Annotated in this window: 21 protein-coding genes; 7 read left to right on the forward strand and 14 right to left on the reverse strand. The window is 74.3% G+C overall.

Annotated elements, in window-relative coordinates:
• Nucleotides 1-4: 4 nt before the first annotated feature.
• Both MID12_RS01295 and MID12_RS01300 read right to left on the reverse strand, forming a co-directional pair.
• Nucleotides 5-2,188 (reverse strand): phage holin family protein, encoded by a 2,184-nt coding sequence (locus MID12_RS01295; protein ID WP_263164284.1) that lies wholly within the window; start codon nt 2,186-2,188, stop codon nt 5-7.
• A 113-nt stretch (nt 2,189-2,301) separates the two neighbouring features.
• Nucleotides 2,302-2,751 (reverse strand): hypothetical protein, encoded by a 450-nt coding sequence (locus MID12_RS01300; RefSeq protein WP_040246179.1) that lies wholly within the window; start codon nt 2,749-2,751, stop codon nt 2,302-2,304.
• A gap of 180 nt (nt 2,752-2,931) precedes the next feature.
• Here MID12_RS01300 and MID12_RS01305 point away from each other — a divergent pair, with 180 nt between their 5' ends.
• A complete protein-coding gene (locus MID12_RS01305; RefSeq protein ID WP_040246181.1) occupies nt 2,932-3,705 on the forward strand; it encodes an MBL fold metallo-hydrolase in 774 nt (257 codons plus the stop codon).
• Nucleotides 3,702-4,310 carry a DedA family protein gene (locus tag MID12_RS01310; RefSeq protein WP_052482021.1) on the forward strand — a complete coding sequence of 203 codons (609 nt, stop codon included), beginning with the start codon at nt 3,702-3,704 and terminating at the stop codon, nt 4,308-4,310. The genes MID12_RS01305 and MID12_RS01310 overlap by 4 nt, the downstream gene beginning before the upstream one ends.
• A gap of 8 nt (nt 4,311-4,318) precedes the next feature.
• On the opposite strand, the gene MID12_RS01315 is transcribed toward MID12_RS01310, so the two are convergent.
• From MID12_RS01315 to MID12_RS01325, 3 genes are all read right to left on the reverse strand, one after another.
• A complete protein-coding gene (locus tag MID12_RS01315; protein ID WP_263164287.1) occupies nt 4,319-5,599 on the reverse strand; it encodes an aminotransferase class I/II-fold pyridoxal phosphate-dependent enzyme in 1,281 nt (426 codons plus the stop codon).
• Between the two features lie 76 nt (nt 5,600-5,675).
• Nucleotides 5,676-6,263, reverse strand: a complete 588-nt coding sequence (locus tag MID12_RS01320; RefSeq protein ID WP_263164289.1) for a TIGR03086 family metal-binding protein — start codon at nt 6,261-6,263, stop codon at nt 5,676-5,678.
• 2 nt (nt 6,264-6,265) lie between these two features.
• A complete protein-coding gene (locus MID12_RS01325) occupies nt 6,266-6,499 on the reverse strand; it encodes a DUF6158 family protein (RefSeq protein ID WP_040246184.1) in 234 nt (77 codons plus the stop codon).
• Nucleotides 6,500-6,832: 333 nt separating this feature from the next.
• Between MID12_RS01325 and MID12_RS01330 the strand changes: the two genes are divergently transcribed.
• The 3 genes from MID12_RS01330 to MID12_RS01340 all read left to right on the forward strand — a co-directional run bounded on the left by MID12_RS01330 (nt 6,833) and on the right by MID12_RS01340 (nt 9,868).
• The gene (locus tag MID12_RS01330) at nt 6,833-8,362 is read left to right on the forward strand and encodes a bifunctional phosphatase PAP2/diacylglycerol kinase family protein (RefSeq protein ID WP_263164291.1); all 1,530 of its coding nucleotides are present in this window, start codon (nt 6,833-6,835) and stop codon (nt 8,360-8,362) included.
• Nucleotides 8,363-8,473: 111 nt separating this feature from the next.
• Entirely contained in the window at nt 8,474-9,283 is an 810-nt protein-coding gene (locus MID12_RS01335) for a methyltransferase domain-containing protein (RefSeq protein WP_263164293.1), read from the forward strand.
• A gap of 231 nt (nt 9,284-9,514) precedes the next feature.
• The gene (locus MID12_RS01340; RefSeq protein ID WP_040246186.1) at nt 9,515-9,868 is read left to right on the forward strand and encodes a VOC family protein; all 354 of its coding nucleotides are present in this window, start codon (nt 9,515-9,517) and stop codon (nt 9,866-9,868) included.
• A gap of 160 nt (nt 9,869-10,028) precedes the next feature.
• Here the strand turns inward: MID12_RS01340 and MID12_RS01345 are convergent, their stop codons facing one another.
• The 9 genes from MID12_RS01345 to MID12_RS01385 all read right to left on the reverse strand — a co-directional run bounded on the left by MID12_RS01345 (nt 10,029) and on the right by MID12_RS01385 (nt 23,641).
• A complete protein-coding gene (locus MID12_RS01345) occupies nt 10,029-12,008 on the reverse strand; it encodes a DUF5107 domain-containing protein (protein ID WP_263164295.1) in 1,980 nt (659 codons plus the stop codon).
• Between the two features lie 127 nt (nt 12,009-12,135).
• Nucleotides 12,136-12,714 carry a GNAT family N-acetyltransferase gene (locus MID12_RS01350; protein WP_263164297.1) on the reverse strand — a complete coding sequence of 193 codons (579 nt, stop codon included), beginning with the start codon at nt 12,712-12,714 and terminating at the stop codon, nt 12,136-12,138.
• 85 nt (nt 12,715-12,799) lie between these two features.
• Nucleotides 12,800-14,590 carry a CocE/NonD family hydrolase gene (locus tag MID12_RS01355; protein WP_263172789.1) on the reverse strand — a complete coding sequence of 597 codons (1,791 nt, stop codon included), beginning with the start codon at nt 14,588-14,590 and terminating at the stop codon, nt 12,800-12,802.
• Nucleotides 14,591-15,182: 592 nt separating this feature from the next.
• Nucleotides 15,183-16,103 carry an LD-carboxypeptidase gene (locus MID12_RS01360; RefSeq protein ID WP_263172791.1) on the reverse strand — a complete coding sequence of 307 codons (921 nt, stop codon included), beginning with the start codon at nt 16,101-16,103 and terminating at the stop codon, nt 15,183-15,185.
• 92 nt (nt 16,104-16,195) lie between these two features.
• The gene (locus tag MID12_RS01365) at nt 16,196-18,172 is read right to left on the reverse strand and encodes a prolyl oligopeptidase family serine peptidase (protein ID WP_411576891.1); all 1,977 of its coding nucleotides are present in this window, start codon (nt 18,170-18,172) and stop codon (nt 16,196-16,198) included.
• Between the two features lie 13 nt (nt 18,173-18,185).
• Nucleotides 18,186-19,523, reverse strand: coding sequence for a M20/M25/M40 family metallo-hydrolase (locus MID12_RS01370; RefSeq protein ID WP_040246191.1), 1,338 nt, complete (start codon nt 19,521-19,523; stop codon nt 18,186-18,188).
• Nucleotides 19,516-20,349 (reverse strand): M55 family metallopeptidase, encoded by an 834-nt coding sequence (locus MID12_RS01375; RefSeq protein WP_263164301.1) that lies wholly within the window; start codon nt 20,347-20,349, stop codon nt 19,516-19,518. The genes MID12_RS01370 and MID12_RS01375 overlap by 8 nt, the downstream gene beginning before the upstream one ends.
• Nucleotides 20,350-20,555: 206 nt before the next feature.
• Nucleotides 20,556-22,946: an MFS transporter gene (locus MID12_RS01380; RefSeq protein ID WP_317633415.1), complete on the reverse strand. Its 2,391-nt coding sequence runs from the start codon at nt 22,944-22,946 to the stop codon at nt 20,556-20,558.
• A 251-nt stretch (nt 22,947-23,197) separates the two neighbouring features.
• Nucleotides 23,198-23,641, reverse strand: coding sequence for an SRPBCC family protein (locus MID12_RS01385; protein ID WP_040246195.1), 444 nt, complete (start codon nt 23,639-23,641; stop codon nt 23,198-23,200).
• A 135-nt stretch (nt 23,642-23,776) separates the two neighbouring features.
• Between MID12_RS01385 and MID12_RS01390 the strand changes: the two genes are divergently transcribed.
• Both MID12_RS01390 and MID12_RS01395 read left to right on the forward strand, forming a co-directional pair.
• Nucleotides 23,777-24,817, forward strand: coding sequence for an Rv2578c family radical SAM protein (locus MID12_RS01390; RefSeq protein WP_263164306.1), 1,041 nt, complete (start codon nt 23,777-23,779; stop codon nt 24,815-24,817).
• Nucleotides 24,818-24,971: 154 nt separating this feature from the next.
• The gene (locus MID12_RS01395) at nt 24,972-26,531 is read left to right on the forward strand and encodes an alpha/beta hydrolase (RefSeq protein WP_263164308.1); all 1,560 of its coding nucleotides are present in this window, start codon (nt 24,972-24,974) and stop codon (nt 26,529-26,531) included.
• Nucleotides 26,532-26,559 lie beyond the last annotated feature (28 nt).

Here is a 26,559-nt window from a genome sequence, read left to right on the forward strand (position 1 = left end):
CGGCTCAGGTGCTGTGCTCCCGCGGGGTGTTGGGCCGCTCCGGGGCCCCGGTCCCGCGCGGGGTGCGCAGCCCGCGGATCCGGCGGCGGGGCCCGACCGGCACCCGGGGCCCCGCGGGCTCGCCCAGCCAGCGGCGCAGCACCCGGTGCACCTGCTCCGCGCCGACCAGTTCGCCCCGCCCCGCCAGCGGGTCGGACAGCTCGTGCGGCCAGAGCAGGAAGGCCCGGGTCTGGTCGCCGCCGAGGCCGCCGTGCGAGCCGATCTGCTCCTCGAAGGCGAGGACCTCGCCCTCCTTGGGCTCGTACCAGGAGTTGATCATGATGTCGGCGCAGTGCGGGAAGGAGTCGGTGCGGCGTACCGCCTCGGCCGCGCCCGGTCCGAAGTCGGCCAGCGGGCCCGGCTCCTCGTCCAGTCGCGCGAGCGGGATCCGGGCGCCGCCGGCCCCGAGCACCACCGCGCCGTCGGTCTCGCTGCGCACCAGGACGAAGCCGATGCCGGGGTGGTTGGCGAGGGTGGTGAGCAGGGCCGGGTGGCGCCGGTCGATCTCCTCCTGGCTCATCCGGTGCGGCACGTCCGGGAAGGAGACCAGGCCGAGGTTGCCGGAGGCGAGGACGATCGGCTCGCGCGGGCGCCGCCCCGGGTGCTGTGCCGCGTCCGCCTCGACCGAGCGGTGCAGGGCCGCGCGGACCGTCGCCCTGGCCTCCGCCCCGCTGTGCGTGCGCCGGGCCCGGCGCGGCACCGGCAGCCCGCAGCCTGCCCGTACGAGATCGGTGAGACCGAGGCCGTAGCGGGTGCGGAAGGTCTCGCCGGGGCTCTGGCCGTGGTCGGAGAGGACCACGATCCGGTAGGGGCGCGGGGCGTGTTCGGCGACCTTGGCGAGCAGGGCGAGCGAGCGGTCGAGGCGTTGCAGGACCTTGTACGCGTCCTGGCTGCGCGGCCCGGAGTGGTGGGCGACCTCGTCGTAGGCGACCAGGTCGGCGTAGACGGCGGTGCGCCCGGCGAACATGTCGCCGATGACCGCGGCGACCACCACATCGCGTTCCACCACGGTCGCGAAGGCCCGGATCAGGGGGTACAGACCGCCGCGGCCGACCCGGGGACGGCGGCCGGAGAGCCGGGCCCGGGCGGACTGGCCCGTCTCGCGGGCGACTTCGGCCAGGAAGGACATCGCGGTGCGCACCGCGTTCGCCGGATCGGAGAAATAGGCGAAGTACCCGGCGCGGGAGCGGTTGCGGCGGCCGCGGCGGGCGGCCACCGAGAGCACCAGGGCGAGCTGGTCGGCGCCGCCGCTGAAGAGGTTGCCGCGGCTGGCGCCGTCCTGGGCCAGCAGTCCGCGGTCGCCGGTGCGTTCGGCCGCGCGGCGCTGGAGTTCGGCGGCGGAGGCGGGCCGGTTGCTGACCATGACCTCGCCGGTGTCCTTCTCGTACCAGCGGAAGGCGGGGATGTCGTGGTTGCTGCCGTGCAGGATGCCCAGCTGGCTGGCGCCGGTCTGGCTGGACCAGTCGGTGCGCCAGCTGCTCAGGCGGTGGGTCCCGGCGGCGCCCTCGGCGGAGGACCCGGCCGGGGCCTCACCGGTGGCCGCGGCGGCGCCCGCGGGTCCCAGCCAGTCGGCGACCGTGGGCAGATGGCCCCGGGCGACGGCGTCGAGGAGGACATCGTGGCCGACGCCGTCGAACTGCAGGAAGACCGTGCCGGGGGTGGTGGGTCCGCCGCCCTCGGCACCGCGTCTGCGGCGGCGGTCGGCCCGCCGGGCCAGTCGGCGGCGGTAGGCGTCGTCGTCCCGCACGGCCAGCGCACCGCCGGTCGCGGAGGCCACCGCGGACATCACGGCGGCGACCACCACCGCGGTCTCGGGGGCCACCTCGCCCCGGCCGGAGGGGTTGAGCCGCAGGGCGAGCAGGAGCAGGGAGCCGTTGAGGAAGAAGACGAGCAGGCCGAGCACCAGGGCGGGCACCAGGAGCAGGGCCCGGACGAGGAGCGGCCAGACGAGGGCGGACAGCAGGCCGAAGGCTCCGGCGCCAAGCGCCGCGGTCATCGCGATCCGGGTGGAGCTGTCGCCGGAGTCGGACTGGAGCTGGAAGTCGGGCAGGATCCCGGCGAGCGCCAGCATGGTGAGGGTGGAGACGGACCAGACGGCGACCACACGCCAAAGGGCGCGGCCCGCCGCCCGCCATCTGCCGTCGCTCACGTTTCGCCCACCTCACGTCCGTACGGCCTCCACCTTGTCACAGGGCCGCGGCTGCCCGGCACGGCGATCGGCCGAGGGCAGTGACCTCAGTGGGGGCAGGGAGGGCGGCGGGTTCAGCGTCCGTCGTAACCGGCGGTGGGCATGGAGAGCCTGCGGTGCACATCGGCCTTCATCGCGGCGTCGTAGGAGGGTTCACCGAGGCCCGTGCTCTCGACCCGGACGCCGCGGCGGGCGCACTCGGCGGTGAACTCCTCGACCGAGGAGAGGGCCCGCGCGAGGACCCGGGGCCCGGCCGCCACGAAGAGGTCGACGAGACCGGCCTCGACATCGGTCCACAGGGCGCGGTGGTCGGGGCGCAGTCCGTGCACGAGGAGCTGGCGGGTGAGGACGTGGCCGTGCTGCTCGGCCCAGGCGGCGCACAGCGCGTACTGGCTGCGGGAGTCGACGAGGAAGGGCTCGCGGTCGAGTTCCTCCAGGGGCACCAGGCTGGTGATCGCGGTCACCCGCAGTGCGCCCGGGCGGCCCCGCGCGGGGGCGGCCGCCCCCGTCCCTCTCCCCGCCATGGGCCCCCTCGTTCCGTGTCTTCCCCGGCCCCTGCCCGCTCTCTGCGCGCGCCGCCGACCCTACTCCTGCCCCGCGCGGCGTCGTCGAAATCGCGCCTGCCGGGTGCCTGGCGGGACGTGGGCGACCGCCTCCGGGGCCGGGCGGCTAGGCTCGCGGGAGTCGGCCGAGGGAGGAAACAGGTGCCTGCCGAGATCACCTGGTGGGGGCATGCCACCTGTACGGTCGAGGACTCCGGGCTGCGGATCCTCACCGACCCGCTGTTCGCCCGGCGCCTCGCCCATCTGCGGCGCCGCCGGGGCGCCGTGCCCCCGGCGGAGGCCCACCGGGCGGATCTGGTCCTGGTCTCGCATCTGCACGCCGACCATCTGCATGTGCCCTCGCTGGCCCGGGTCTCCCCCGGCGCCCGCCTGGTCGTCCCGCGCGGCGCCGCCCGCGCCGTACCGGCCCTGCGCAAGCTGGACCATCTGCGGCTGACCGAGGTCTCGGCGGGCGAGGAGTTCGAGGAGGGCGGGGTACGGGTGCGGGCCGTGCCCGCGCGGCACGACGGGCGCAGGCTGCCGCTCGGGCCGCAGCTGTCGCCCGCGCTCGGCTATGTGCTCAGCGGGCAGACGCGTACCTACTTCGCCGGGGACACCGGCCTGTTCGACGCGATGGCCGAGGAGGTCGGCGAGGTCGATGTGGCCCTGCTGCCGGTGGGCGGCTGGGGGCCCCGGCTCGGGCCCGAGCACCTGGACGCCGGGCGGGCGGCGCAGGCGCTGGCCCAAATCGGCGCGGCGCACGCGGTGCCGGTGCACTACGGCACGTACTGGCCGATCGGGCTCGACGCGGTACGGCCGCACGAATTCCACGCTCCGGGGCAGGAGTTCGCGCGGCTCGCCGCCGTGCGGGCGCCGGGCAGCCGGGTGCTCCGGCTCGACCACGGGGAGAGCGTGCGCCCGGAGGTGCGCCGGTGATCCTCGCCGCCGCCTCCGCCGAGGGCTCGCACCAGGCCTTCGGATACCCCTCGCTCTTCCTGCTCGTACTGGTCGGCGCGCTGGTGCCGGTGGTGCCGACCGGGGCGCTGGTCAGCTCGGCGGCCGTGGTCGCCTTCCACGACAAGTCGCCGCTCGGCCTGCTCGCCGTCTTCCTGGTGTCCTCCGCCGCGGCCTTCGCCGGGGATGTGGCGCTGTACTGGCTCGGGCGGCGCGGGCTGCACTCGAAGAACGGCTCCCGCTGGCTGGAGGCGATCCGCTCCCGCGCGCCGGAGGAGCAGCTCTACCAGGCGCAGGAGAAGCTCGGCAGCCACGGTGTGACGGTGCTCGTGCTCTCCCGTCTGGTGCCCGCGGGCCGCCTGCCGGTGATGCTGGCCTGCCTGCTCTCGCGGATGCCGACCCGGGAGTTCGCGCGGGCCGACGCCGCCGCCTGCCTCGCCTGGACGCTGGCGTACCAGCTGATCGGCGTCCTCGGCGGCTCGCTCTTCCCCGAGCCCTGGCAGGGCGTGGTCGCCGCGGTGGCGCTGACCCTGCTGATCAGCGCGGCGCCCTCGCTGTGGCGGCGGGTGCGCGCTGCCCGGCGGTGAGGGCTCCGTCAGCCGCGGGGAGCCGGGGAGGACGCGGGCGGGCGGGGCTCACCGGCCGCCCCGTTGTCGGCGGCGAGGGCGGCGAAGACCCGGGTGAAGGCGTCCAGGCGCTCCCGTACCGAGGGCAGCGACAGCGGATCCGGGGCGGCGAGCGCCCGCTCGCGGTCGGCCTCGGTGGCGCCGAGGAGCGGCCCCGTCGACAGGCGTACGCGCAGGGCCGCCGGATCGTCGCCGAAGCGGTGGCCGCCGGGTGCGGGCATGCCGAGCAGCCCGCCGAGGACGTTCTCCAGTTCCTGGGAGTCGCCGACGCCCCGCCGCTCCAGGGCGCCGCTGAGCGAGGCGAGGTCCGCGTAGAGGTGCCGCCCCGACTGGGGTGAGCGGGCGAGTACCCCGGCGCCGCCGAGCGCCCGGTGCGCGGCGGCGGCGACCGCGCCGTGCAGGCGCGCGGAGTCGAGCAGCCGCCGGGTGGTCGGCGGGCTCTCGCCGAGGGCGTGCGCGGCGGCGGCCGCCACCGGTGTGGTGAGCCGGGCGCCGAGCGCGGTCAGTACGTCGAGGGTGCGGGCGCGCAGCGCGGCGCCCTCGGCGGTCGCCGGGAAGCGGGCGACCGCGGCGGGCCAGCCCGGCGGCAGGAAGGCGCCGGAGAGGTCCGCGAAGACGGTCACCCGCTCCGGCAGCATCTCCGCCGGGCTGAGGAAGACGGTCTCGTCCGGGTGGTGCAGGGTGTCCCGCCAGGTCTCGTCGCTGACGATGTGCAGGCCCTCCCCGGCCGCGGCCTCCAGGGTCTCGTGCACCAGCTCGGGCGGCGGTACGCAGGCGGTCGGATCGTCGGCCGGGCAGAGCACGAGCAGCCGGGGGTCGCGCCCCTCGGCCCGCAGTCTGCGGACGGTTTCGAGCAGGGCGTAGGGATCGGGCACGCCCCCGGAGTCGGCCGGGGCGGGCACCGGGAAGACCGGGCGGCCGAGCAGGCGCACCTGCGGCGCCCAGTGGGCGGGGCAGGGCCGGGGCAGCAGGACGTCACCGCCGAGCAGGGCGTCGAAGGCGAGCAGGAAGGTCCCGGCGCCGGGCGCCGCGGCGAGGTGCCCGGGGCCGGTGGCCAGGCCCCTGCGCTCCCAGTAGCCCGCGGCCGCCTCCAGGAGCGCCGGGTCCCCGCCGGGCGGGACGGCCCGGGTGCTGCCGGCCGCCCCCACGAAGACCTCGGCCAGCTCGTCCAGCACGCCGAAGCCGTGCTCGGGCGGCGGGGGCAGGTGGCGGACCTGCCCGCCGGAGGCTGCGCCGTCCGCGGTGGTCATCCGTACCTCCGGGCTCGGTGGGGCTCGCGACCGGGGCGGCCGCCGGGTCCGCGCGCCCGCGCCGGACGGGCCGGGGTCAGGGCCTGCGCCCCAGCAGGCAGAGCAGCTTGGTCTGCACATCGGCGTCCGGCGGGGGTTCGACCGGGGCGGCGAAGAGTCCGCTGCGCGCCAAGTCGGCCGCGCGGGGCGTCAGTTCGCGTACCACGAAGTCCACCAGAGCCTCCGGCAGGCGCTCCTGTGCGCCGACGGCCCGGGAGAGGTCCCAGGCGTGCACCACCAGGTCGCAGACCATCTCGGCGCAGTAGTGCCGGGCCTCGGTGTCGCCGTAGGAGAGGTGCACGGTCCGGTCCAGGGCGCCGGGCTGCCGGAAGGCCTCCCGGGCGCCCTCGGCGGCGCGCTCCCAGGACGCGAGGGGATCGGAACCGAGCACATCGCCGTCGAGTCCACCGCCGACGGACTCGACGGTGGCACCGTCCCGCACCAGGGGCGGCACCCAGAGCTGTTCGGAGGTGAGGTGGCCGACGAGGTCGCGGACGTCCCAGCCCTCGCAGGGGGTCGGGTCCTGCCACTGGGCGGGGCGTACCGCGCGGACCCGGTCGGTGAACAGGTCCAGCGCCCGCCCATGCCTTTCGAGCAGGGGGTTGCGGGTGGCGGTCCTTGGCATGGTCACTCTCCTTGCGGCTCCCGTTCGCGTGCGCCCGAACGGGTACGTCCGCTGGTGATGACGCGGCGCGGATGGCGCCGGAGGTACTCGCCCTCCAGCTGCGCCATGCGTTCGTTGTGGGCGTGCAGGGCGTCGTTCGAGCCGTGCAGCAGGGTGGAGTGGCGGGTGCGGTGGATGGTCTCCAGCTCCTTCATGAGCTGCTGGTCGTCCAGGCGCCCGGGTTCGACTCCGATCATGGTGCACCCCACTTCTCAGTCGTGGCCGGGGTGGGCTCCGTCCTTCTCCTCGCTCTCCTCGGGATCCTCGACATCCGCGAGCGCTCGCTCCGTACGCCGCCCGGCACGCCCCGTGCCGTGTCCGGCGGCCCGGTACCCGCGGGGCGCGGGTCCGGCCGTACTCAGTCCACTGTACGAAGCCGGGGCCGCCGCGTCCCTTCCAGCGCGGGGGCGGCCCGGCGGGACGGCCGTGACCTGGGGCGGAAGCGCCGGTGGGAGGGCCCGCGCGGGGCAATCGACGTGAAATGCGCCGCACGGCAGGGTGCCCTGACGCTTTGCGGGTAACCGAGGGGAATGCCTTACGAAACCGCCCGTCCCCGGGTCCTCGGCCCCCGCGAACTGCTGCGCGCCCTCGGGAGCGAGCCGCCCGCCGCCGGGCGCGGATTCCCCCGCCTCACCGGGCTCGACCGGCGTGCCTTCGAGACGGTGGCCTCCCGCAACTGGCCGGGCGCCCAGCAGGTGCTGCCCGGTCTGAGCCGGGCCGCGAACCACTCGGCGCTCTGGCTCGGGGTGGCGGCCGGGATCGCCGCCACCGGTTCGCCGCGCGCCCGCCGGGCCGCGGTGCGCGGGCTCTCCTCGCTCGCGCTCGCCTCCGCCACGGTCAACACCCTGGGCAAGCGGGCCGTGCGCAGGCCCCGCCCGGTACGCGACGGGGTCCCCCTCGTACGGCAGCTGAACCGGCAGCCGGTGACCACCTCCTTCCCCTCCGGGCACGCCGCCTCGGCGGCCGCCTTCGCGACCGGGGTGGCCCTGGAGTCGAAGCGCTGGGGCGCGGTGGTCGCGCCGATCGCCGCCTCGGTCGCCTTCTCCCGCGTCTACACCGGGGTGCACTTCCCGAGCGATGTCCTCGCGGGCGCCGCCCTCGGCGCGGGCGCGGCCTTCGCGGTGCGCGGGCTGGTGCCCACCCGCGACATGCTGCCGCCGCCCGGCCGCCCGCTGGTGGACGCGCCCCCGCTGCCCGGCGGCCAGGGTCTGGTGATGGTGGTCAACTCCGGTGCGGGCACCCCGGACGCGGTACGGGGCCTCGCCGACGCGCTGCCGCTCGCCGAGATCGTCGAGTGCGAAGGTGCCGAGCTGGAGACCGAGTTGGAGAAGGCCGCGGGCCGCGCGCAGGCGCTCGGGGTCTGCGGTGGCGACGGCTCGGTGAACGCGGCGGCGGCCGTGGCCCTGCGGCACGGCCTCCCGCTCGCGGTGCTGCCCGGCGGCACCCTCAACCACTTCGCCTACGACCTCGGCATAGAGCATCCGCGGGACCTGTTCCAGTCGGTGCGCGACGGTGACGCGGTCGCCGTGGACGTGGGTCGCTTCCGCTCCGGGCGGACCGAGGGCATCTTCCTCAACACCTTCAGCCTCGGGGTCTATCCGGAACTCGTACGGGAGCGCGAGCGCTGGTCGAAGCGGGTCGGCGGACGGCTCGCCGATGTGGTGGGCGCGGTGCACGTGCTGCGCCGGGACCACCCGCTCGACGCCCGCCTGGACGGCAAGCAGCGCGCCCTGTGGCTGCTCTTCGCCGGGAACTGCACCTACGCCCGGATGGGCCCGGTGGCCGCCCGGCGGATCGACCTCGCCGACGGGCTGCTCGACGTCCGCGCCGTGCACGGCGGGCGGCTGCCGAGCCTGCGGCTGCTCGGGGCCGCCCTCGCGGGCCCGCTGACCCGCTCGCCCTTCCACGCGGCGGTGCGCAGCACCCGTCTCGTGGTGGAGGGCCTGGCTCCCGGTACGCCGCTGGCCTTCGACGGCGAGATCACCACCACCTCGGGCGGCGAACTGGTGGTGGACAAGCGCCACGAGGCGCTCACCGTGTACCGCCCCTCGGCGCTCTGAGCCGCGCCCGCTCCGCGCCCACTTCCGCATGGTGAGACGGACGGTCTCACCATGCGGTTGTCGGCGTACCGTGGCCCAGGAGCAGCACCGGTCACGAAGAGGAGAACAGGCATGCCGCGGGAGAGCGCCGTCTACACGCACGGGCACCACGAATCCGTACTGCGCTCGCACACCTGGCGCACCGCCGCCAACTCGGCGGCCTATCTGCTCGGTTCGCTCGGCCCCGGGGACACGGTGCTCGACATCGGCTGCGGGCCGGGCACGATCACCGCGGACCTGGCGGCGCTGGTCCCCGAGGGCCGGGTCACCGGTCTCGACCGCGCCCCGGGGATCCTGGAGCAGGCCCGGGAGCACGCCGCCGGACGCGGGCTGCGCAATCTGGGCTTCGAGGTGGGGGACGTCCACGAACTCCCCTACCCCGACGGGTCCTTCGACGTCGTCCACGCCCACCAGGTGCTCCAGCACGTGGGCGATCCGGTGCGGGTGCTGAGCGAGATGCGGCGGGTGTGCAGGCCCGGCGGCCTGGTCGCGGCCCGCGACTCGGACTACGCGGCGATGACCTGGTACCCCCAAGTCCCCGCCCTGGACGACTGGTTGGCGCTCTACCGGCGGATCGCCCGCGCCAACGGGGGCGAGCCCGACGCGGGCCGCCGCCTCAAGTCCTGGGCGCGGGCGGCCGGTTTCACCGACATCACGGCGACGACCGGGAGTTGGTGCTTCGCCACCGCCGAGGAGCGCGCCTGGTGGAGCGGACTGTGGGCGGACCGGACGCTCAACTCCCCTTACGGACAGCAGGCGGTGGAGGGCGGCCACGCCGACCCCGGGAGGCTCCGGGAGATCGCCGAGGGCTGGCGCGCGTGGGGTGCCTCGCCGGACGGCTGGTTCGCGGTGCTGCACGGCGAGGTGCTCTGCCGGGCCTGAGGCGGGCACCGTTGCGGAGGCGGCAGCGGCTTCGGGAGCGTGGCGTGGTTCCGGCGGGCCGAGCGGCAGACCGGAGCGATACGCGGATCGGAGCGGCGGATCGATGCCAGGTGTCGTTGCCGGTGTCGATGCCGCGGATCGAAGCCGAGTGTCGAGGCCGGGTGTCGAAGCCGCGGATCGATGCGGCCGAAACGATCTCCTTCCCGGGCAGCTCCAACTAGGCTCCGCCCTATGGACATCCTGGGAGCGACCCTGCGTATCTGCGTCGAGGACCTGGAGGCCTCGGTCCAGTTCTACGAGCGGCTCGCGGGCACGAAGGCGATGCGGTTCGAGCGGGGCGGTGTGTCCGTCGCCGCGATCGGCTGCTTCCTGCTGATGAGCGGACCCGAGCAGGAGCTGGAGGTGCTGCGCAAGGTCACCGCCACCATCGCCGTGGAGGACGTGGAGGAGGCCCAGGAGGTGCTCAGCGCCTCGGGCGCCCGCGTGATCGCCGGTCCGCTGCCCACCCCGGTGGGCCGCAACCTCATCGCGCTCCACCCCGACGGGGCCGTCTTCGAGTACGCGGACCGCCGCGCGGTGATGTAGCGGCGGGTGATGCGGCGGCCCGTGGTGCGGCGGTGCCGGAGGCCTGCCGCGGACCGCGCGGTGAGTCGGCCCCCGCCGGACCGGCTCTCCCCGCCGGACCGCCCCGCGAGGAGACCGCCTGCCGGACCGCCCGACCGCTGCGATCCGGCCAACCGCGCGGTCAGTTCCCCGTCGGGCGCATCCTGAAGTCGTAGTGCCCCGGCAGCGGACGCCCCTCGCCCAGCTTCTCCCACAGGGTGCCCAGCGACTCCTCGCCCTCCCGCAGATCGGCGACCTCGAAGTCCTCCGCGAGCACGGCCCTCGCCTCCTCGCACCTGCCCTCGGCGAGCAGCAGGGTGGCCTCCAGGTACCGGAACCGGCCGCGGGCGCGCGTCGAGGGGTGCAGCCCGGCCCAGACGCGGCGTGCGGCCCCGGTGTCCCCGATCGCCAACTGGGCCTCGATGGCCTCGCGTCCGAGGGCCGCGGTCACCGCGCGCCAGGTCTCGCCCGCGTCCCGGCGCTCGCCCACCAGGTCCTCGAAGGACTCCGCGTAGCGCTGGGCAGCGCGTTCCCGGTTGCCGCCGAGCCGGTCGGCGACGGCCAGGCACCGGAGCAGCGGCCAGAGCGAGGGCGCGAGCGGCAGGGCGCGCTCCCAGCTGCGGACGGCCTGCGCCAGGTCCCCCGCGTGCCACTGCGCCACGCCCAGGTGGTACTCGGTGAGCGGCTCGGCGGGCGCGGTCTCCAGCATGTCGCGCCAGTGGGTGGCCACCAGGGAGGGGCCGGGCGGCGCCACCCTGCGGGGCGCGGGGAAGCTGCCGGTGTCCAGGAGGGCCCGCCAGGGTTCCTGGTCCGGGCCGAGGGTGCTCTCCTCGAAGGGGGTGCCGGGCAGCTTGTGCCCCGCGCGCAGCACTTCGAGGGCGCCCCAGCCGGAGCCGGTGGCCAGCGTCTCGACCGGTTCGTGATCCGCGTACGGCAGCCAGTCCGCGTAGGCGGCGTCGACGGTGCCGCTCGGCAGTGCCTGGGCGAGGCGGTCCTCGGCCTCGGCGCGGGCCGCCGCCCAGTCGCCGCCGTGCACCCGGCCGGGGTCGGTGGTGAGCGGGCCGTACGCCTCCAGCCAGCCGATCTCCGACTCGGCCTCCAGGCGGACGTGTTCGAGCTGGGTGCGGGCGAGCCCCGCCTGGATCTCGGCGTAGCCGCCGGTGCCGGGCTCGGTCAGCCACTCCTGCCAGCGCCGGCCGCCGGGGCCGCTGCCCCAGACGAAGGCCTTGCGCCCGCGGAGCACCCCGGTGGAGGTCTGCACCAGGCCCTGGCCCCGCTCGTCCAGGGAGGCGATCCAGGGGCGCCGGTCCGCGGGCACCTCGTAGAAGTAGTCGGCGGCGTGTGTGCTGCGCTGCGGGTAGGTGCGATCGACGCCGTCCGAGACGGGGACCGGGACGCGCCGCAGGGTCCGCTCGTAGCCGTAGTGCCAGGCCTCCTCGGCGGGCGCGAGGACGCGCTGCTCCTCGGGTACGGCGATATTGGTCCACCAGTACGTGGGCACCGGCCGCTCGTGCGGGTTGCGGATGCGGACCCCGGCGTAGAGGAACGCGGAGTCGGCGGGGAGCCACAGGTCGACCTGGAAGGGCAGGTCGCGCAGCCGCTCCCACTCCCACAGGCGCAGCATCGGGGTGCCGTCCGGGCCGGGCACGGTCGCGGCGTGCAGCGGTGCGCAGGACAGGGTGGTGTGCCCGGTGGCGCCGATGTTCCACTCGATGCCGCCGGAGAACCAGGCGCCGTTGAGGGCGAAGGAGGCGGGCTGCAACACCGGGTTGCGGTAGAGGAGTTCGCGGCCGGTGGCCTTGTGGAAGAGCGAGTGGATCCGGCCGCCGAGCCCCGGCAGCACCGTCACCCTGAGGTGGTCGTTCTCCAGGACGAGCGCGTCGAGGGCGCGTTCGCTCCGCTCGCGCCCGTAGCCGTCCCGGAGGCGGGCGGGCAGGATGCTGTGCAGCGGCTCGTAGCCGATCTGGCGTGCCATCGCGCGCGGCAGACCCTGGAGGGTGCGGCTGTCGACCTCGTGGACCTCGTCCAGCGGGCAGAGCGGCGGCAGCGGGTTGTCGGGGCCCATTTCGGCTGCGGGCAGGGTCAGTTGCTCGCGGCGGATCGTCGTCGCGGTGCTCGGCATGCGGCCTCCCCTCACGAGGGCACGGCATGCGGCCCCGCCCCGATGACCATGGAACACGGTGATCGCCGCGGTGACCAGGGGCGCACGGGACAGGATTGCGCAAAGCGCGCCGCCCGGCCCCGGAGGGTCAGGCCCGGCCGCCCTCGCCGGGCCCGGCGGCCTCCCGGGCGCGGAGCATCTCGGCGGTCAGGGCCCAGCGTTCGTGGTCGCGCCAGGCGCCGTCGACGAAGAGGAAGTCCGGCGAGTAGCCCTCCTTGCGGAACCCTGCGCGCCGGGCCAGGGCGAGGGAGGGCGTGTTCTCCGGCTGGACGTTGATCTCAAGGCGGTGCAGCCCCAGCGGCCCGAAGGCGTACCGCACCACGAGTCCGAGCCCCTCGGTCATCAGGCCGCGGCCCGCCGCGTGCGCGAAGGCGCCGTAGCCGAGGGCGCCGCACTGGAAGGCGCCGCCGACGATGTTGTTGACGGTGACGAACCCGGCGATCCCCCCGTCCTCGGCGGTGCACACCAGGAAGCCGCGCTTGGCCGGATCCTCGCGCAGCCTCCCCTCGTACACGGCGAACTCCTGCTCGGTCCGGGGCGGGAACAGCCACGGGTGGTGCAGGGACACGCTCGCGCGGGCGTGCGCGGTGAACTCCGCCGAGTCGGCGGCGGCGAACGGGCGGATGCCCACGCGGGGACCGCGGGCGAGGTGAGGGTCGTCGGGCACGGGGCAACGGTACGGGAGGCGGCCGCACCGGGTGGGCCCCGCCCGGCTGCCCGGGGTGTCCGGACCGGCCGGGGCCCCCGCGCGGTCAGCCGGAGCCGCCGACCACCGGCAGGTCGAGGGTGCCGGTGCTGCCGGGCGCGCTGGTGACGGTGACCGGTTTGATGCCGCGGTTGCCGAAGTGCGCGTCGTCGCTGGCCGCCACCACGAACTGCAGCCGGTGGCCCGGCTCGTAGCGGTGGACGATGCCCGGCAGCTCCACGCTGAAGTCGCGCCGCACATCGGGGACCCGGACCGGGGCGACGAGCCGGTGCACCAGCGTCTTGCTGCCGTCCGGGGCGAGGTCGTACAGCTTCGCGAAGAGGACCAGCTTGTCGGCGGCGTCACCGGAGTGCTGCACCCGCTCGGTCCGCGGCGAGTGCACCCTCAGGTGCGCCCGGGCCGCGCCCACCACCTCGGTCGGCTCCGGCAGCGGGGCCGAGGTCCAGGCGAGGTGGGTGCCCTTCAGGTCGTAGGGCGCCGGATCCGGCAGGCCCAGGGTGTGCAGGAGCGGGCTGCCCGAATGGCTGGTGGGCACCGGCAGATTGGCGTACGTCCTGCTGCCGGACCGCACCTGCCGCCGCTCGCCGACCAGCTTGCCGTCCCCGGACAGATAGAGCCGTTCGCTCGGTGCGGGCACCGCCGGGCCGGTGGCGTAGGTGCGGGCGGGGTCCTCGATCCAGTCGCGGTAGTAGGCGAAGGCGGGTCCGGTGCCGACGTCCCGGTGCCGCAGATAGCGGTCGAACCAGGCGAGGATCCGCTTGCCCACATAGGAGGTCTCCAGATTCCCGGCGTCCATGTTCAGCTCGCCCCTCGCCGGATCGCTGACGCCCCCGCTGTGGCCCGCCGACTGCCAGATCATCCGCGTGCTGACCCCCTGCGAACGCAGCATCCGGTACGTGGACTCCGCCTCGTTCAGCGTGAAGAGGCTGTCGGCCTGACCCTGGATCAGCAGGGTCGGCGCCTTGATGCCCTGGGCGTACCCGGCGGCCGAGATACCGCGCGCGTACCCGAGCAGCTCGCGCATCGGCTTCTCGCGCAGCACCCCCGAGTTGAGGGTCTTGAAGATGTTGCAGGCCTCGGAGACGAAGTGCAGGCAGGCAAGCGAGTTGATGCGGGAGGGGTCGGCGTTCGGCACGGTGATCGGCTGGCCCTCGCCGATCAGGTAGAAGCCGTTGGTCCACTGCCATTTGTAGACCCCGGGGACGTCCTCGGCGCCGCTGCCGTTCGGGAGCATCGACTGCCCGAGGTCGCTCCAGGTGATCATCGGCACCAGGGCGTCCAGCCGGTGGTCGCGGGAGGCGGTGGCCAGTTGGACGGCTCCGCCGTAGGAGCCGCCGATCATGCCGACCCGGGGGTCCCCGCGCCGGTCGAGGGTGACGAAGTCGGGCCGGGTGCCGTCCTCGGCGGGCCGCTCACCGGCGAGGAAGTCGACCAGCCCGGAGGCCGCCCGGCCGTCGATGCGCGGATCGTCCAGCGAGATCGTGCAGCCCGATCTGCCGAAGCCGAGCCCGGAGTAGACGAGGGTGACATAGCCCCGGGAGGCGAAGGCCCGGGCGGTGTCGTCGGTGGAGCCGTCGTTCTTGCTCCCGCCGAAGCCGTTGGTGATCAGCACGGCCGGTGCCGGGTGCTCCCGGCTCACCCCGGCGGGCCGGTAGAGGTCGGCGTCGACGCGGCAGTCCGCGGCCCCCGTGTCCACGGTGACCCGCACCGGAGTGATCGTGTACGGCTCGGTGGCGGCTGCCCGGTCGGGGGCGGTGAACGCCAGCGGCGCGGCCAGTGCGGCGATGGCGGCCAGGGCCAGGGCCCGCCGTGGACGCCGGGTCGAACGCCGGGACAGCAGAGACAGCCGAGACAGCGGAGACAGCAGGGATAAGGGCCGGGACTTGAGGGGTGCTCGGTACACGGAATCCTCCACGCTGAGGTCGCCTACCGACCGGTTGGTACCGGTCGTCGCTCATGCTGGGAGATATACGGAAAAGGGTCAACGGGCGTGCGGTGAACCGGTGCAGAGGGGCAGCGGAGAGTGGTGAAAAGGGCGCACGCTCCGGCGCGCGCCGTGGGTGCGGGGGTGCGGGTGCGGGGGTGCGCATGCCGGGGGGCTCAACTTGGCGTTGTGTGGCGCCAGGTGTCGCATCGGCGCCGGGATCGGGGCGCGGGTGTGGTGCCGTGGGTGCGGGTGCGAGTGCGGTGGCTGGTGCTCGGGTGTGGTGGCGGATGCGGCAACCGGCGCCGCCCGGCGCGCTCAGGCCACTCCCCCGGCCCGGCCTCGGCTCGTCTCGGCCCGGCCCAGCTCAGCTCAGCTCAGCTCAGCTCAGCAAAGACCGGACCACGCACGACAGCCTCAGGCAGCCACAGGTACGAAGGCCGCACGAGGCCCTGAGGGGACGACGGCCGCCCCGGGAGCGGCGACCCCCGTCCCCCGCCCCGCCTCAGGCCAGAGCAGGCTCCTCAAGGGCCAAGGTCCCGGCGTCCGCGTCGAGTACGGCCGGGATGCCGAAGGGGACGGTCAACGCCCCCGCGCAGTGGCCGAATCCGAGTTCCTCCACCACCGGGACGCCGAGGGAGCCGAACCGGTCCAGGAAGAGCGGGCGCAGCTCGGCGGCCGGTCCGCAGTCCTCCCAGGAGCCCAGCGCGAGTCCGCCGAGGCCCTCCAGCCAGCCCGCGCGCAGGAGTTGGGTGAGGTAGCGGTCGAGCCGGTACGCCTCCTCGCCGACGTCCTCCAGGAGCAGCAGCCCGCCGCGCGCCGAGGACCGGCCGTCCGGCGTGCCGAGACCGGCGGCGAGCAGGGACAGGCAGCCGCCCAGGGTGACGCCGCGCGCCCGGCCCGGTACCAGTGTCCGGCCGCGGCCGAGGGTCCGTACCGTCTCCGGCTCGAAGAGCGTGGCCCGCAGGTGCTCCCGCGCTTCGGCGTTGCGGAGGAAGTCGATGCCCGCGGTCATCGGCCCGTGCAGAGTGGCGAGTCCCAGCCGCCGGGCGAAGGCCTCGTGGAGTGCGGTGATGTCGCTGAAGCCGAGGAAGACCTTCGGTCCCGCGGCGCGCATCGCCTCCCAGTCGAGCAGGTCGACCATCCGCTGGACGCCGTAGCCGCCCCGGGCGCAGAACACCGCGTCCACCCGGGGATCGCACCAGGCTGACTGGAGGTCCGCCGCGCGGTCGGCGTCGCTGCCCGCGAGATAGCCGAACTCCCGGTGGCGGTCGAGGACATGGGGCCCGGCCACGGGGTCGAGCCCCCACTCGCGCAGGATCCGCAGGCCCTCCTCCAGGCGCTCGCCCGGCACCGGCCCGCTGGGCGCCACGACCGCCACCCGGGCGCCCGGGGCGAGCCGACGGGGCCGGCGGAGCGCGGGCACCGGCTCGGCCCCCGGCCGGGGCGCGCCCGGCAGTGCCGCGCCCCTCGCCGGGTCCACTGCCGTACGCGCGCCCTCTCCCGCGGTGGTGCTGGTCACCGGCTGAGCTCCAGGAGCGGAACCCCCGTGCCGGTGAGGCCGAAGGTCTGGGCGTAGAGGGAGAGTTCCGCTTCCAGGGCGCGGACCATGGTGTCGGCGCGGCGGAAACCGTGCCCCTCTCCTTCGAAGGTGAGGTAGGCGTGCGGCACGCCCCGGCCCTTCATCTTGGCGAGGAAGCGCTCGCACTGGACGGGCGGGCAGATGACGTCGTCGAGCCCCTGGAGCAGCAGGAAGGGGGCGGTGACGCTCTCGGCGTGCTCCGAGGGCGAGCGCTCCGCGTACCGCTCGGGCACCTCGGCGAGCGGCCCCACCAGGGACTCCAGATACTGCGACTCGAAGTCGTGGGTCTCCCCCGTGCCCCAGCCGGTGAGGTCGAGGATGGGGTAGATGACCGTGCCGCAGGCGTAGACCTCGGTCGCGGCGAGGGAGGCCGCGCTGGTCCAGCCGCCCGCGCTGCCGCCCCGGACGGCCAGGCGGTCCGGGTCGGCACTGCCCTCGGCGGCCAGCTCCCGGGCCACCGCCGCGCAGTCCTCCACGTCCACCACGCCCCACTGCTCGCGCAGCCGATTGCGGTACTCGCGGCCGTGGCCGGTCGAGCCGCCGTAGTTGACCTCGACCACGCCGATGCCGCGCGAGGTGAAGTAGGCGATCTCCAGGTCGAGTACGAGCGGTGCCCGGCCGGTCGGCCCGCCGTGCGCCCAGATCGCGTAGGGCGGCAGCTCGCCCTCCGGCGCCGTGTGGTCGGGGCTGTGCGGCGGATAGACCTGCGCGTGGATCTCGCGCCCGCCGGGGCCCCGGAAGGTGCGGTGTTCCGGGGCCGGGTAGTACGCGGGGTCCACCGGGTCGGTGTGGGGGGCGCCGACGACCCGGGCGCGGCCGGTGATGGCGTCGAGCTCCACCACCTCGTACCCGCTGCGCGGGCTGGCCGCGACGCCGACCGCCCGGCTGCCGTGCACGGCGAGGGTGGGCGCCCACTCGCTCCAGGGACCGGCGGCGTCCACCAACTCGCCGCTCTCCGGGTCGAGGACGCCGAGGGCGGTGCTGCCGCGGCCGTGCACGACGGCGATCAGGCCGTTGTCCAGGGGGGCGAACCAGCGGTGCCCGATCTTCCAGAGGGCGCCGCCGAACTCCTCCTCGCGGGGGCACAGCGCCTGGACCGGCCCTTCGAGCGGGGCGCGGTAGAGGTTCCACCAGCCGGTGCGGTCGCTGGCGAAGAGCACCTGCCCGTCGGCGAGCCACTCGACCTGGGCGATGGACTCCTCGGGCCCGCCCGCGAAGGAGACCGGTGCGCCGAAACTGCCGTCGGCGTGCACCTCGGCGAGCTTGATCTCGGTGCCGTCCCAGGGCATCCGGGGGTGGTCCCAGGCCAGCCAGGCGGCATGGCGGCCGTCCGGGGAGAGCCGGGGTCCGGTGACGAAGCGGTGGGTGTCGTCGCTGAGTTCGCGCACCGCGCCGCGGTCCTCGGCGGCGGTGCCGTCCAGGGGCACCGCGGCGAGCACCCGGCGCAGCTCGCTCGGGCCCTCGCCGGTGAACTCCTCCAGTACGCACCAGACTTCGCCGCGCTCGGGGCGCAGGCTCGGCTCCACCCAGCGCAGTCCGCCGCCCACCGGGGAGAGCGGGGTGAGCGGGCGCGGTTGGCTGCCGGGCACCTCGGGTTCGTAGGCGTAGAGGCGCTGGTCGGGGAAGTGGACGAAGACCACAAGGGGGCCTTCCTCGCGGGCGAGGGCCGTCCAGGGTGTGCCGCCGTACTCGATGACGCGGCTGCGGACGTTCCACGGGGCGGGCAGCACCGACTCCTGGACGCCGTCCTCGCGTTGGCGCACCAGGGCGCGGCGGCCGGCCTCGGCGGGGCGGGGTTCGGTCCACCAGGTCTCGGTGCCGACGGCGCCGAGGTACTCCGCGTGCCCGTCGTGCGCGGCGGCCAGCGCCGCGTCGATCGGCGAGGGCCAGGATCCGTACGGCAGGCTTGTCATCTTCTCCCCCATGTCAGGCCGTCCGCAGGAAGCGGTCGAGCACGCGGACGCCGAAGTGCAGTGCCTCCACCGGTACCCGTTCGTCGACGCCGTGGAACAGGGCCTGGTAGTCGAACTGCTCGGGCAGCTTCAGCGGGGCGAAGCCGTAGCCGGTGATGCCGAGCCGCGAGAACTGCTTGGCGTCGGTGCCCCCCGACATGCAGTACGGCACGACGCGCCCCTCGGGGGCGAAGGCCTCGACCGCCGCGCGCATCTGCTTGAACGTCGGCGAGTCCACCGGCGCCTGGAGCGCGACCTCGTGGTGGTGGAACTCCCAGTCCACGTACGGGCCGGTCAGCTCGTCCAGGGTGCTGCGGAACTCCTCCTCGGCGCCGGCCAGGAAGCGCCCGTCGATGAAGGCGGTCGCCTCCCCCGGGATCACATTGACCTTGTAACCGGCGTCGAGCATGGTCGGGTTGGTGCTGTTGCGCAGCACCGGCTCCACCAGGGAGCGGGCCGATCCCAGCCGGTCGACCAGGGCGTCGGCGTCGAAGGAGGCCGCGTCCATCGCCGCGGGATCGGCGCCCTCGATGCCGTACACCGCGGCCAGTTCGCTGAGCGCGGCCTTCACGGTCGGGGTGAGCCGCAGCGGCCAGCGGTGTCCGCCGATGCGCACCACTGCCTCGGAGAGCCGCATCAGCGCGTTCTCGTGGTTGACCTTGGAGCCGTGTCCGGCGCGGCCGCGGGCGGTCAGCTTCAGCCAGCCGGTGCCGCGCTCCCCCGCGCCGATCGGGTAGAGCTGGTTGCCGAGTCCGTCGTGGAAGGTGAAGGCGCCCGATTCGCTGACGCCCTCGGTGCAGCCCTCGAAGAGCTCGGGGTGCTGGTCGGCCAGGAAGCCGGAGCCGTCCTCGGCGCTGGCCTCCTCGTCGGCGGTGAAGGCGATCACCAGGTCGCGGCGCGGGCGCTCGCCGGTGCGGGCCCACTGGCGTACGGCCGCCAGGATCATCGCGTCCATGTTCTTCATGTCGACGGCGCCCCGGCCCCAGACCACACCGTCCCGGATCTCCCCGGAGAAGGGGTGCACCGTCCAGTCCGCGGCCTCCGCGGGCACCACGTCGAGGTGGCCGTGGACGAGCAGCGCCTCGGCCGAGGGGTCGCTGCCCTCGATTCGGGCCACGACATTGGTCCGGCCGGGGGTGCGCTCCAGGAGCACCGGTTCCAGACCGGCCTCGGCGAGGCGGGCGGCCGCGTACTCGGCGGCGGGCCGCTCCCGGCAGTCGCCGCCGCCGCGGTTGGTGGTGTCGATGCGGATGAGGTCGCTGGTGAAGCGGACCACTTCGTCCAGTGCCGTCGCGTCGGACTGCTCAGCCATACTGTTCCTCCACCGCGGCCGAGACGACCGTGGTCACCGCCTTGAAGGTGCGAATGCCCTCGTACATGGTGTCGCTGGTGTAGGCGACCTTGCGCTCCCCCGACCGCACGACGCCGGGGACCACGGTGGCCGCCATCGACAGGTGCTCGGCGTCGAACTCCAGCTCCACCGTGAACGGTCCGCCGCGCACCGGCTCGTGGCGCACCGCGAGGGCGGCGGCCTCCTTCGCGGCGGCGCGGATGTCGACGGCGGTGCGGGTGGGGGTCCGGCAGACCGCGGCGTACCGGGAGACATGGTCCTTGACCGCGACCTTGAGCGCGCCCGGGGCGTACCCGAGGGCGTCCTCGCAGGCGAGGTCGTCGCCGGTGAAGAGGACGACCGGGACGCCGTACTCGGCGACCACGTGGGAGTTGAGCAGGCCCTCGCTGGCGCGCACTCCGTCGACCCAGACCCCGGTGATCGAGTTGGCGAGATAGGTGTGGGCGAGCACGCCCTCCATGCCGGCGCCGGTGTGATAGCCGACGAAGGCGATGCCGTCCACGTCCTCGTGCTGGACACCCTCGACCATGGACAGGGACTTGTGTCTGCCGGTGAGCATCTGGGCGCGCTCGTCGAGCTGTTCGAGGAGCAGATTGCGCATGGTCCAGTGCGCCTCGTTGATGAGCACTTCGTCCGCGCCGCCGTCGAAGAAGCCGAGCACCGCCGCGTTCACGTCCGAGGTGAACATGGCGCGGCAGCGCTCCCACTGCGGCGTACCGGGAAGGACGTCGGCGGGCCAGGTCACGCCCGTCGCGCCCTCCATGTCGGCACTGATCAGGATCTTCATGGCTCGAACCGTACGCGGTCGGCAAAGTGACGGCCAGGCCTGTGGATAACTCTCAGTGGTCCAGACCAATAGGGGCGCCCTGAAGGGCCCGCCGCCGACCCCGCGGGGCCGTCCCGCCGGACCGGTCCGCGTCCCCGCCGACCGCCGTGACCAGCCAGGACGCCGCCACCCCCGGCGCCGCCCCGGCGGCCGGGCGCCAGGCCGTGTCAGTCCTCGTGCCCCAGTTGCACATCCCGCTCCGTACGGCCGCCTCCGGCCATCCGGAGGACGGTGGCGACCGGCGGATACCCGGCGGCGATCACGGTGTACTCGCCCGAGGAGAGGTCGGTGAAGCGGAACACCCCGTCGGCTCCCGTGGTGAGGGTGTCGACGACATTGCCCGCGGCGTCGAGCAGGGTGACCCGGGCGTCCTCCACGGGCCTGCCGCCGGTGCCGCGCACCGTGCCGCGCAGCACGGCGCCGCCCGCCAGCTCGATGTCCTGGCGGGTCTCGCGGGCGGCCTGCACGGTCACCGGGAGCGCGGCCGGGCGGAAGGCGGGGGCGCTGGCCGCGAGGGTGTACTCACCGGCCACCAGCTCGCCGAGCGCGTAGCCGCCCTCCGCCGCGGTGCGGGTGCTGGCCACCACCTCGCCGTGCGCGTTGGTCAGGGTCACGGTGGCGTCCCGTACCCGGGCGCCGTCCGCGGTGAGCACGGTGCCCGCGAGCCGTCCGGCGCCGCCGAGCACCAGGTCGAGTTCGACGGGCCGCTCCCCCACGGTGACCGAGACGGCCTGCGGCTGGTGCCCGCCCGCCGCGGCGATCAGCACATAGGTGCCCGCGCCCGGCGTGGACAGCGCGTACCGCCCGTCCTCGGCGCTGGCGCCGCGTCCGATCTGACGCCCCGTGACGTCGATGAGGGTGAGCGCCGCGTGCGGGACCGCGGTGCCGTCGTTGTGCCGCAGGCTGCCGCAGACCGGGGAGCCGGCGAGCGGCGAGGTGCGGGCCGGGGGGACCCCGGCGGAGTCGGCGGCGGTGGCGTCGGCGGCCGGGCTGTGGTGGGACACCAGCGGTTTCTCCTTGAGGAAGAAGGCGATGAGGAGGCCGAGGGCGAGCACCGGCACCAGGTAGAGGAAGATCCGCGGCATGGCGTCCGCGTAGGCCTCGATATAGGCGTCCCGCACCGGGGCGGGCAGCGAGTGCACCAGACCCGGGGTGATCGACTCGGGGTCGGGCAGGTCCGCCTGTGCGGGCAGCCGCTCGGCCAGGCTGTCGGCCAGCCGGTCGGCGAAGAGGGTGCCGAAGATGGCGGCGCCCACGCTGCCGCCGATCTGGCGGAAGTAGTTGTTGGCGCTGGTGGCCGTGCCCAGGTCGAGGGGCCGTACGGAGTTCTGCACCGCGAGCACGAGCACCGGCATGACCAGGCCGATGCCCGCGCCGAGCACCGCCATCCAGACGCTGTAGGCGAGTCGGGAGGTCCCGGAGCCGAGCCCGGAGAGCAGCCACATCCCGATGACCGACAGCAGCGAGCCGAGCAGCGGATAGACCTTGTAGCGCCCGGTACGGCTGATGAGCTGCCCGGAGACGATGGAGGCGACGACGATGCCCGCCATCATCGGCAGCATCAGCAGTCCCGATTCGGTGGCGCTCACCCCGTCCACCATCTGCAGGAAGGTGGGCAGATAGCTGGCGGCGCCGAAGAGCGCGACGCCGACGACCATGCCGATCAGGCCGGTCAGGCAGAACACCGGGTCCCTGAACAGCCGCAGCGGGATGAGCGGTTCGGCGGCGAAGCGCTCGGCCAGCAGGAAGAGCAGGACCGAGACGAGGGCCCCGGCGCCGAGGCCGAGGATGACGCGGGAGTCCCAGTCGTACTCGGTGCCGCCCCAGCTGGTCAGCAGGACCAGGCAGCTGGAGAGCGCCGCGATCAGGAGGATGCCGAGGACGTCGAGGCGCGGCTTCACCCGGGGCCGCGGCAGTTTGAGGACGACGCTGACGACGGCGAAGGTCACCACGCCGAAGGGGACGTTGATGTAGAAGCACCACCGCCAGCTCGCGTGGTCGGTGAAGAAGCCGCCGAGCAGCGGTCCGGCGACCGAGGCGACGCCGAAGGCCGCCCCGATCAGGCCCATGAAGCGGCCGCGTTCGCGGGGCGGGACGATGTCCGCGATGATCGCCTGCACGCCGATCATCAGCCCGCCCGCGCCGACGCCCTGGAGCGCGCGGAAGGCGATCAGCTGGTCCATCGTGCGCGACCACCCGGCGAGCGCGGAGCCGATGACGAAGACCGCGATGGCGAACTGGAAGACCCGCTTGCGCCCGAAGAGGTCGCCGAGTTTCCCGTAGACCGGCAGGCCGATGGTCGAGGTGAGCAGGTACGAGGTGATGGCCCAGGACATCTTGTCCAGGCCGTGCAGTTCGCCGACGATCTTGGGCAGGGCGGTGGCCACGATCATCTGGTCGAGGGCCGCGAGCAGCAGCGCCAGCATCAGGCCGAGGAAGACCAGCCGGACCTGGCGGGGCCCGAGGCCGTGGGCGGGGGTCCCCGGCGGCGGTGCGGCCGGCTCCCGCGGCGCCCGCGCGGACGGCGGCGCCTCCCCCTCGGCACTCTCCACCAGCATGGTCTGGCCCACGTAGCTGCTCCCCTCGTCGCGCCTGGCCGCCCATTTCTCGCATTACGCGACAACTGCAAGCAAGCGCGACGAGTTGCACCGCTCCGTGCGCCGGAGCGCATCGGTGCCGGTGGGGGGCTTGCGGGGCGGCAGAGCGCCGGGCGGGAGAACCACCCGAACCGGTGAGGGGCCGGGGCCTGCCGGGAAGCTCCGAAGAGCCGGGCGCCGCGGGCGAGTTGCCGCCCGCGGCACCCCGGGGCTCACTTCTCGGCGGCCACCGCGAGCTTGGCCAGGATCTCGTCGTGGATCCGGTTGAGGCCCTTGGGCGCGAAGGTCCGCTCGAAGAAGCCGCCGATCCCGCCGGTGCCGTTCCACACCGAGCTGACGACGACCCGGGAGCGGCCCTCGCCCGCGGGGGTGACGCGCCAGGTGGTGACCATCGAGGAGTTGCGGTCCTTCTCGACGAGTTCGCCCCCGGCGGGCTCGGTGACGTCGAGCAGGCAGTCGCGCACCCGCTTGCTGGTGGCCTGGAGCCGCCAGTGGACGAGGGTGCCCTCGCCGGTGCCGCCCTCGCGGACCTCGTACTCGCTGTACTGCTCGGGAAGGAGCGACTCGCGGGTGCCGGAGTAGTCCGCGAGGGCGCGGAAGACGTCGTCGGGCTCTGCCGAAAGAGTGCGCTGCGTGGTGGCCTCGACCTGCGCCATTGCTGTTCCTCCAGGGGTGAGTTGCTCGGAAGTCGCGGCAAGCCAACCACTGGGACGACACGAGCCCCAAACCGGGGTCGCACGATCATGGGAACGTTTGTTCTATTCTCTCGGCAGAGCTACCGAGGAGGCCACATGCGCTGGGAGAACCTGGCAGCGGACGGAACGGGCCGGGCACGCGACGCCGCCCTGTTCGGCGCGGACGCGGTGACCACCCGCACCTTCGACACCCCGGAGTTCCGCGGGATCACCTTCCACGAGGTACGGGCGCGCTCGATCGTCAACCGGGTGCCCGGGGCGTCCCGGATGCCCTTCGAGTGGACGGTGAACCCCTACCGCGGCTGCTCGCACGCCTGCGTGTACTGCTTCGCCCGCAAGACGCACAGCTATCTCGACCTGGACACCGGGCTGGACTTCGACAGCCAGATCGTGGTCAAGGTCAACGCCCCCGAGCTGCTGCGCCGTCAGCTCGCCTCCCCGCGCTGGCAGGGCGAGCACATCGCGATGGGCACCAATGTCGACTGCTACCAGCGCGCCGAGGGCCGCTACCACCTGATGCCGGGCATCATCTCCGCGCTCGGCGACCATGCGAACCCCTTCTCCATCCTCACCAAGGGGACCCTGATCCTGCGCGACCTCGACCTGCTGCGGCAGGCGGCGCGGGTGTGCGAGGTCGGCATCTCGGTCTCGGTGGGCTTCACCGACCGGGAGCTGTGGCGCACCGTGGAGCCGGGCACCCCCGCGCCCGAACGGCGCCTCGGCGTCGTCCGCACCCTCACCGAGCACGGCATCGGCTGCGGGGTCCTGATGGCGCCGGTGATCCCCTTCCTCGGCGACCACCCCGACCAGTTGCGCGCGACGGTACGGGCGATCGCCGCCTCCGGCGCCACCTCGGTGACCCCGCTGGTGCTGCATCTGCGGCCCGGCGCGCGCGAGTGGTACATGAGCTGGCTCGCCCACCACCACCCGCATCTGGTGCGGCGCTACGAGCGGCTGTACGCGGAGGGCGCCTACGCCCCCAAGTGGTACCAGCGCCGGATCACCCGTCAGGTGCACGAACTGGCCGAGGAGTTCGGGATCGGCCCGAGCCGCCCGGGCACCACGCGCCGACTGCCGGTGGTGCCGCCGCAGGCGGAGCCGCCCCACGCCGAGGCCACCCAGCTCACCCTGCTCTGAGGCGGGCGGCGGACCGGCGGCGCGTCCGGTGTTCCGCCATCCGGTTCAACTCTCTTCATTTCATGACATAAGACGCTCTTCAGGCCGCCCTTTCCGCGACGATGCGGGCGGGGGTCGTGACCGCGGCCCCGAACCCCCCACCTCGGGAGGCCATATGAACAAGCGCGCAGCCGCGCTGTGCGGTGCCGCCGCGGTAGTCGCCGGGATGCTCTCGGCCGTACCGCACGCCGCGAGCGCGGAACCGGCGGCGCCCGCGGGGCTCAGCTGGAAGAAGTGCGGCACCAAGACGTACCCCACGCTCCAGTGCTCCTCGCTCAAGGTCCCGCTCGACCACAGCCGCCCCCAGGGACGGCAGATCACCCTCGCCCTCTCCCGCGTCCCGCACACGGCCGCCACCTCGCAGGGACCGCTCCTGGTGAACCCGGGCGGGCCGGGCGGCAGCGGGCTGAACCTCGCCGGTTTCGTGGCGTCCGGGCTGCCGAAGAAGGTCGCCGCCCAGTACGACGTCATCGGCTTCGATCCGCGCGGGGTCGGCAAGAGCTCCCCCGCCCTCGACTGCTCCCCCGGCCACTTCGACCCGGTACGCCCGCCGAGCATCCCGGACAGCGCCGAGGCGGAGTACGCCAACCTGGACCGGGCGCGCGGCTTCGCCGAGGCCTGCGGCAAGAAGTACGCGGACGTGCTGCCGTACATCGACACGCTCAGCGCCGCACGCGACATGGACGACATCCGCCGGGCCCTGGGCGCTTCGAAGATCAACTACTTCGGCTACTCCTACGGGACCTACCTCGGGGCGGTCTACGCCAAGCTCCACCCGGACCGGGTGCGCCGGATGGCCCTCGACTCGATCGTGGACCCGACCGGCGTCTGGTACCGCGACAACCTCGACCAGGACCTCGCCTTCAACACCCGCCACGAGGCCTTCCTCGCCTGGATGGCGCGCCATGACGCCACCTACCGGCTCGGCAGGGACCCCGAGAAGATCGGCGCCCGCTGGGAGCGCATGCGCCAGGAGGTGACCCGCAAGCCCGCGGGCGGCAAGGTCGGCGCCGGGGAGCTGGAGGACACCTTCCTGCCCGGCGGCTACTACAACGGCTACTGGCCGCAGCTCGCCGAGGCCTTCACCGCCTATACGAAGAAGGGCGAGACCAAGCCGCTGGTCAAGGCCTACCAGGAGCTGGGCGCCGTGGACGCGGCGGGCGACAACGGCTACAGCGTCTACGCCGCGGTGCAGTGCCGGGACGCGCACTGGCCGCGCGAGTGGAACACCTGGCGCGAGGACAACTGGGCGGTGCACCGCAAGGCCCCCTTCTCCACCTGGAACAACGCCTGGTACAACGCCCCCTGCGCCTTCTGGCCGACCAAGTCGCTGACCCGCCCCGACGTGTCCAACGACAAGCTGCCACCGGTGCTGCTCTTCCAGGCCACCGACGACGCCGCGACCCCGTACGAGGGCGGCGCCACCCTGCACCGCTCGCTGAAGCGCTCCAGCTTCGTGGTCGAGGACGGCGGCGGCAACCACGGCATCACGCTGAGCGGCAGCGACTGCCTGGACGGGTACCTGAGCCGATACCTGGAGTCCGGCAAGGTGCCGCGGGGCGAGGGCCCGGCGGACGCGGTCTGCGCCCGGCAGCCGGACCCCGAGCCGCAGCAGACGAAGAAGGCGGCCACCCGCGGGATCGCGCTGCACGGGCTGCTCGGCTCCCGTCCCTGAGATCCACCGGGCCTCCCGAGACCGCGGG

This window comes from Streptomyces sp. SCSIO ZS0520, assembly GCF_025643355.1.
Classification (GTDB): domain Bacteria; phylum Actinomycetota; class Actinomycetes; order Streptomycetales; family Streptomycetaceae; genus Streptomyces; species Streptomyces physcomitrii.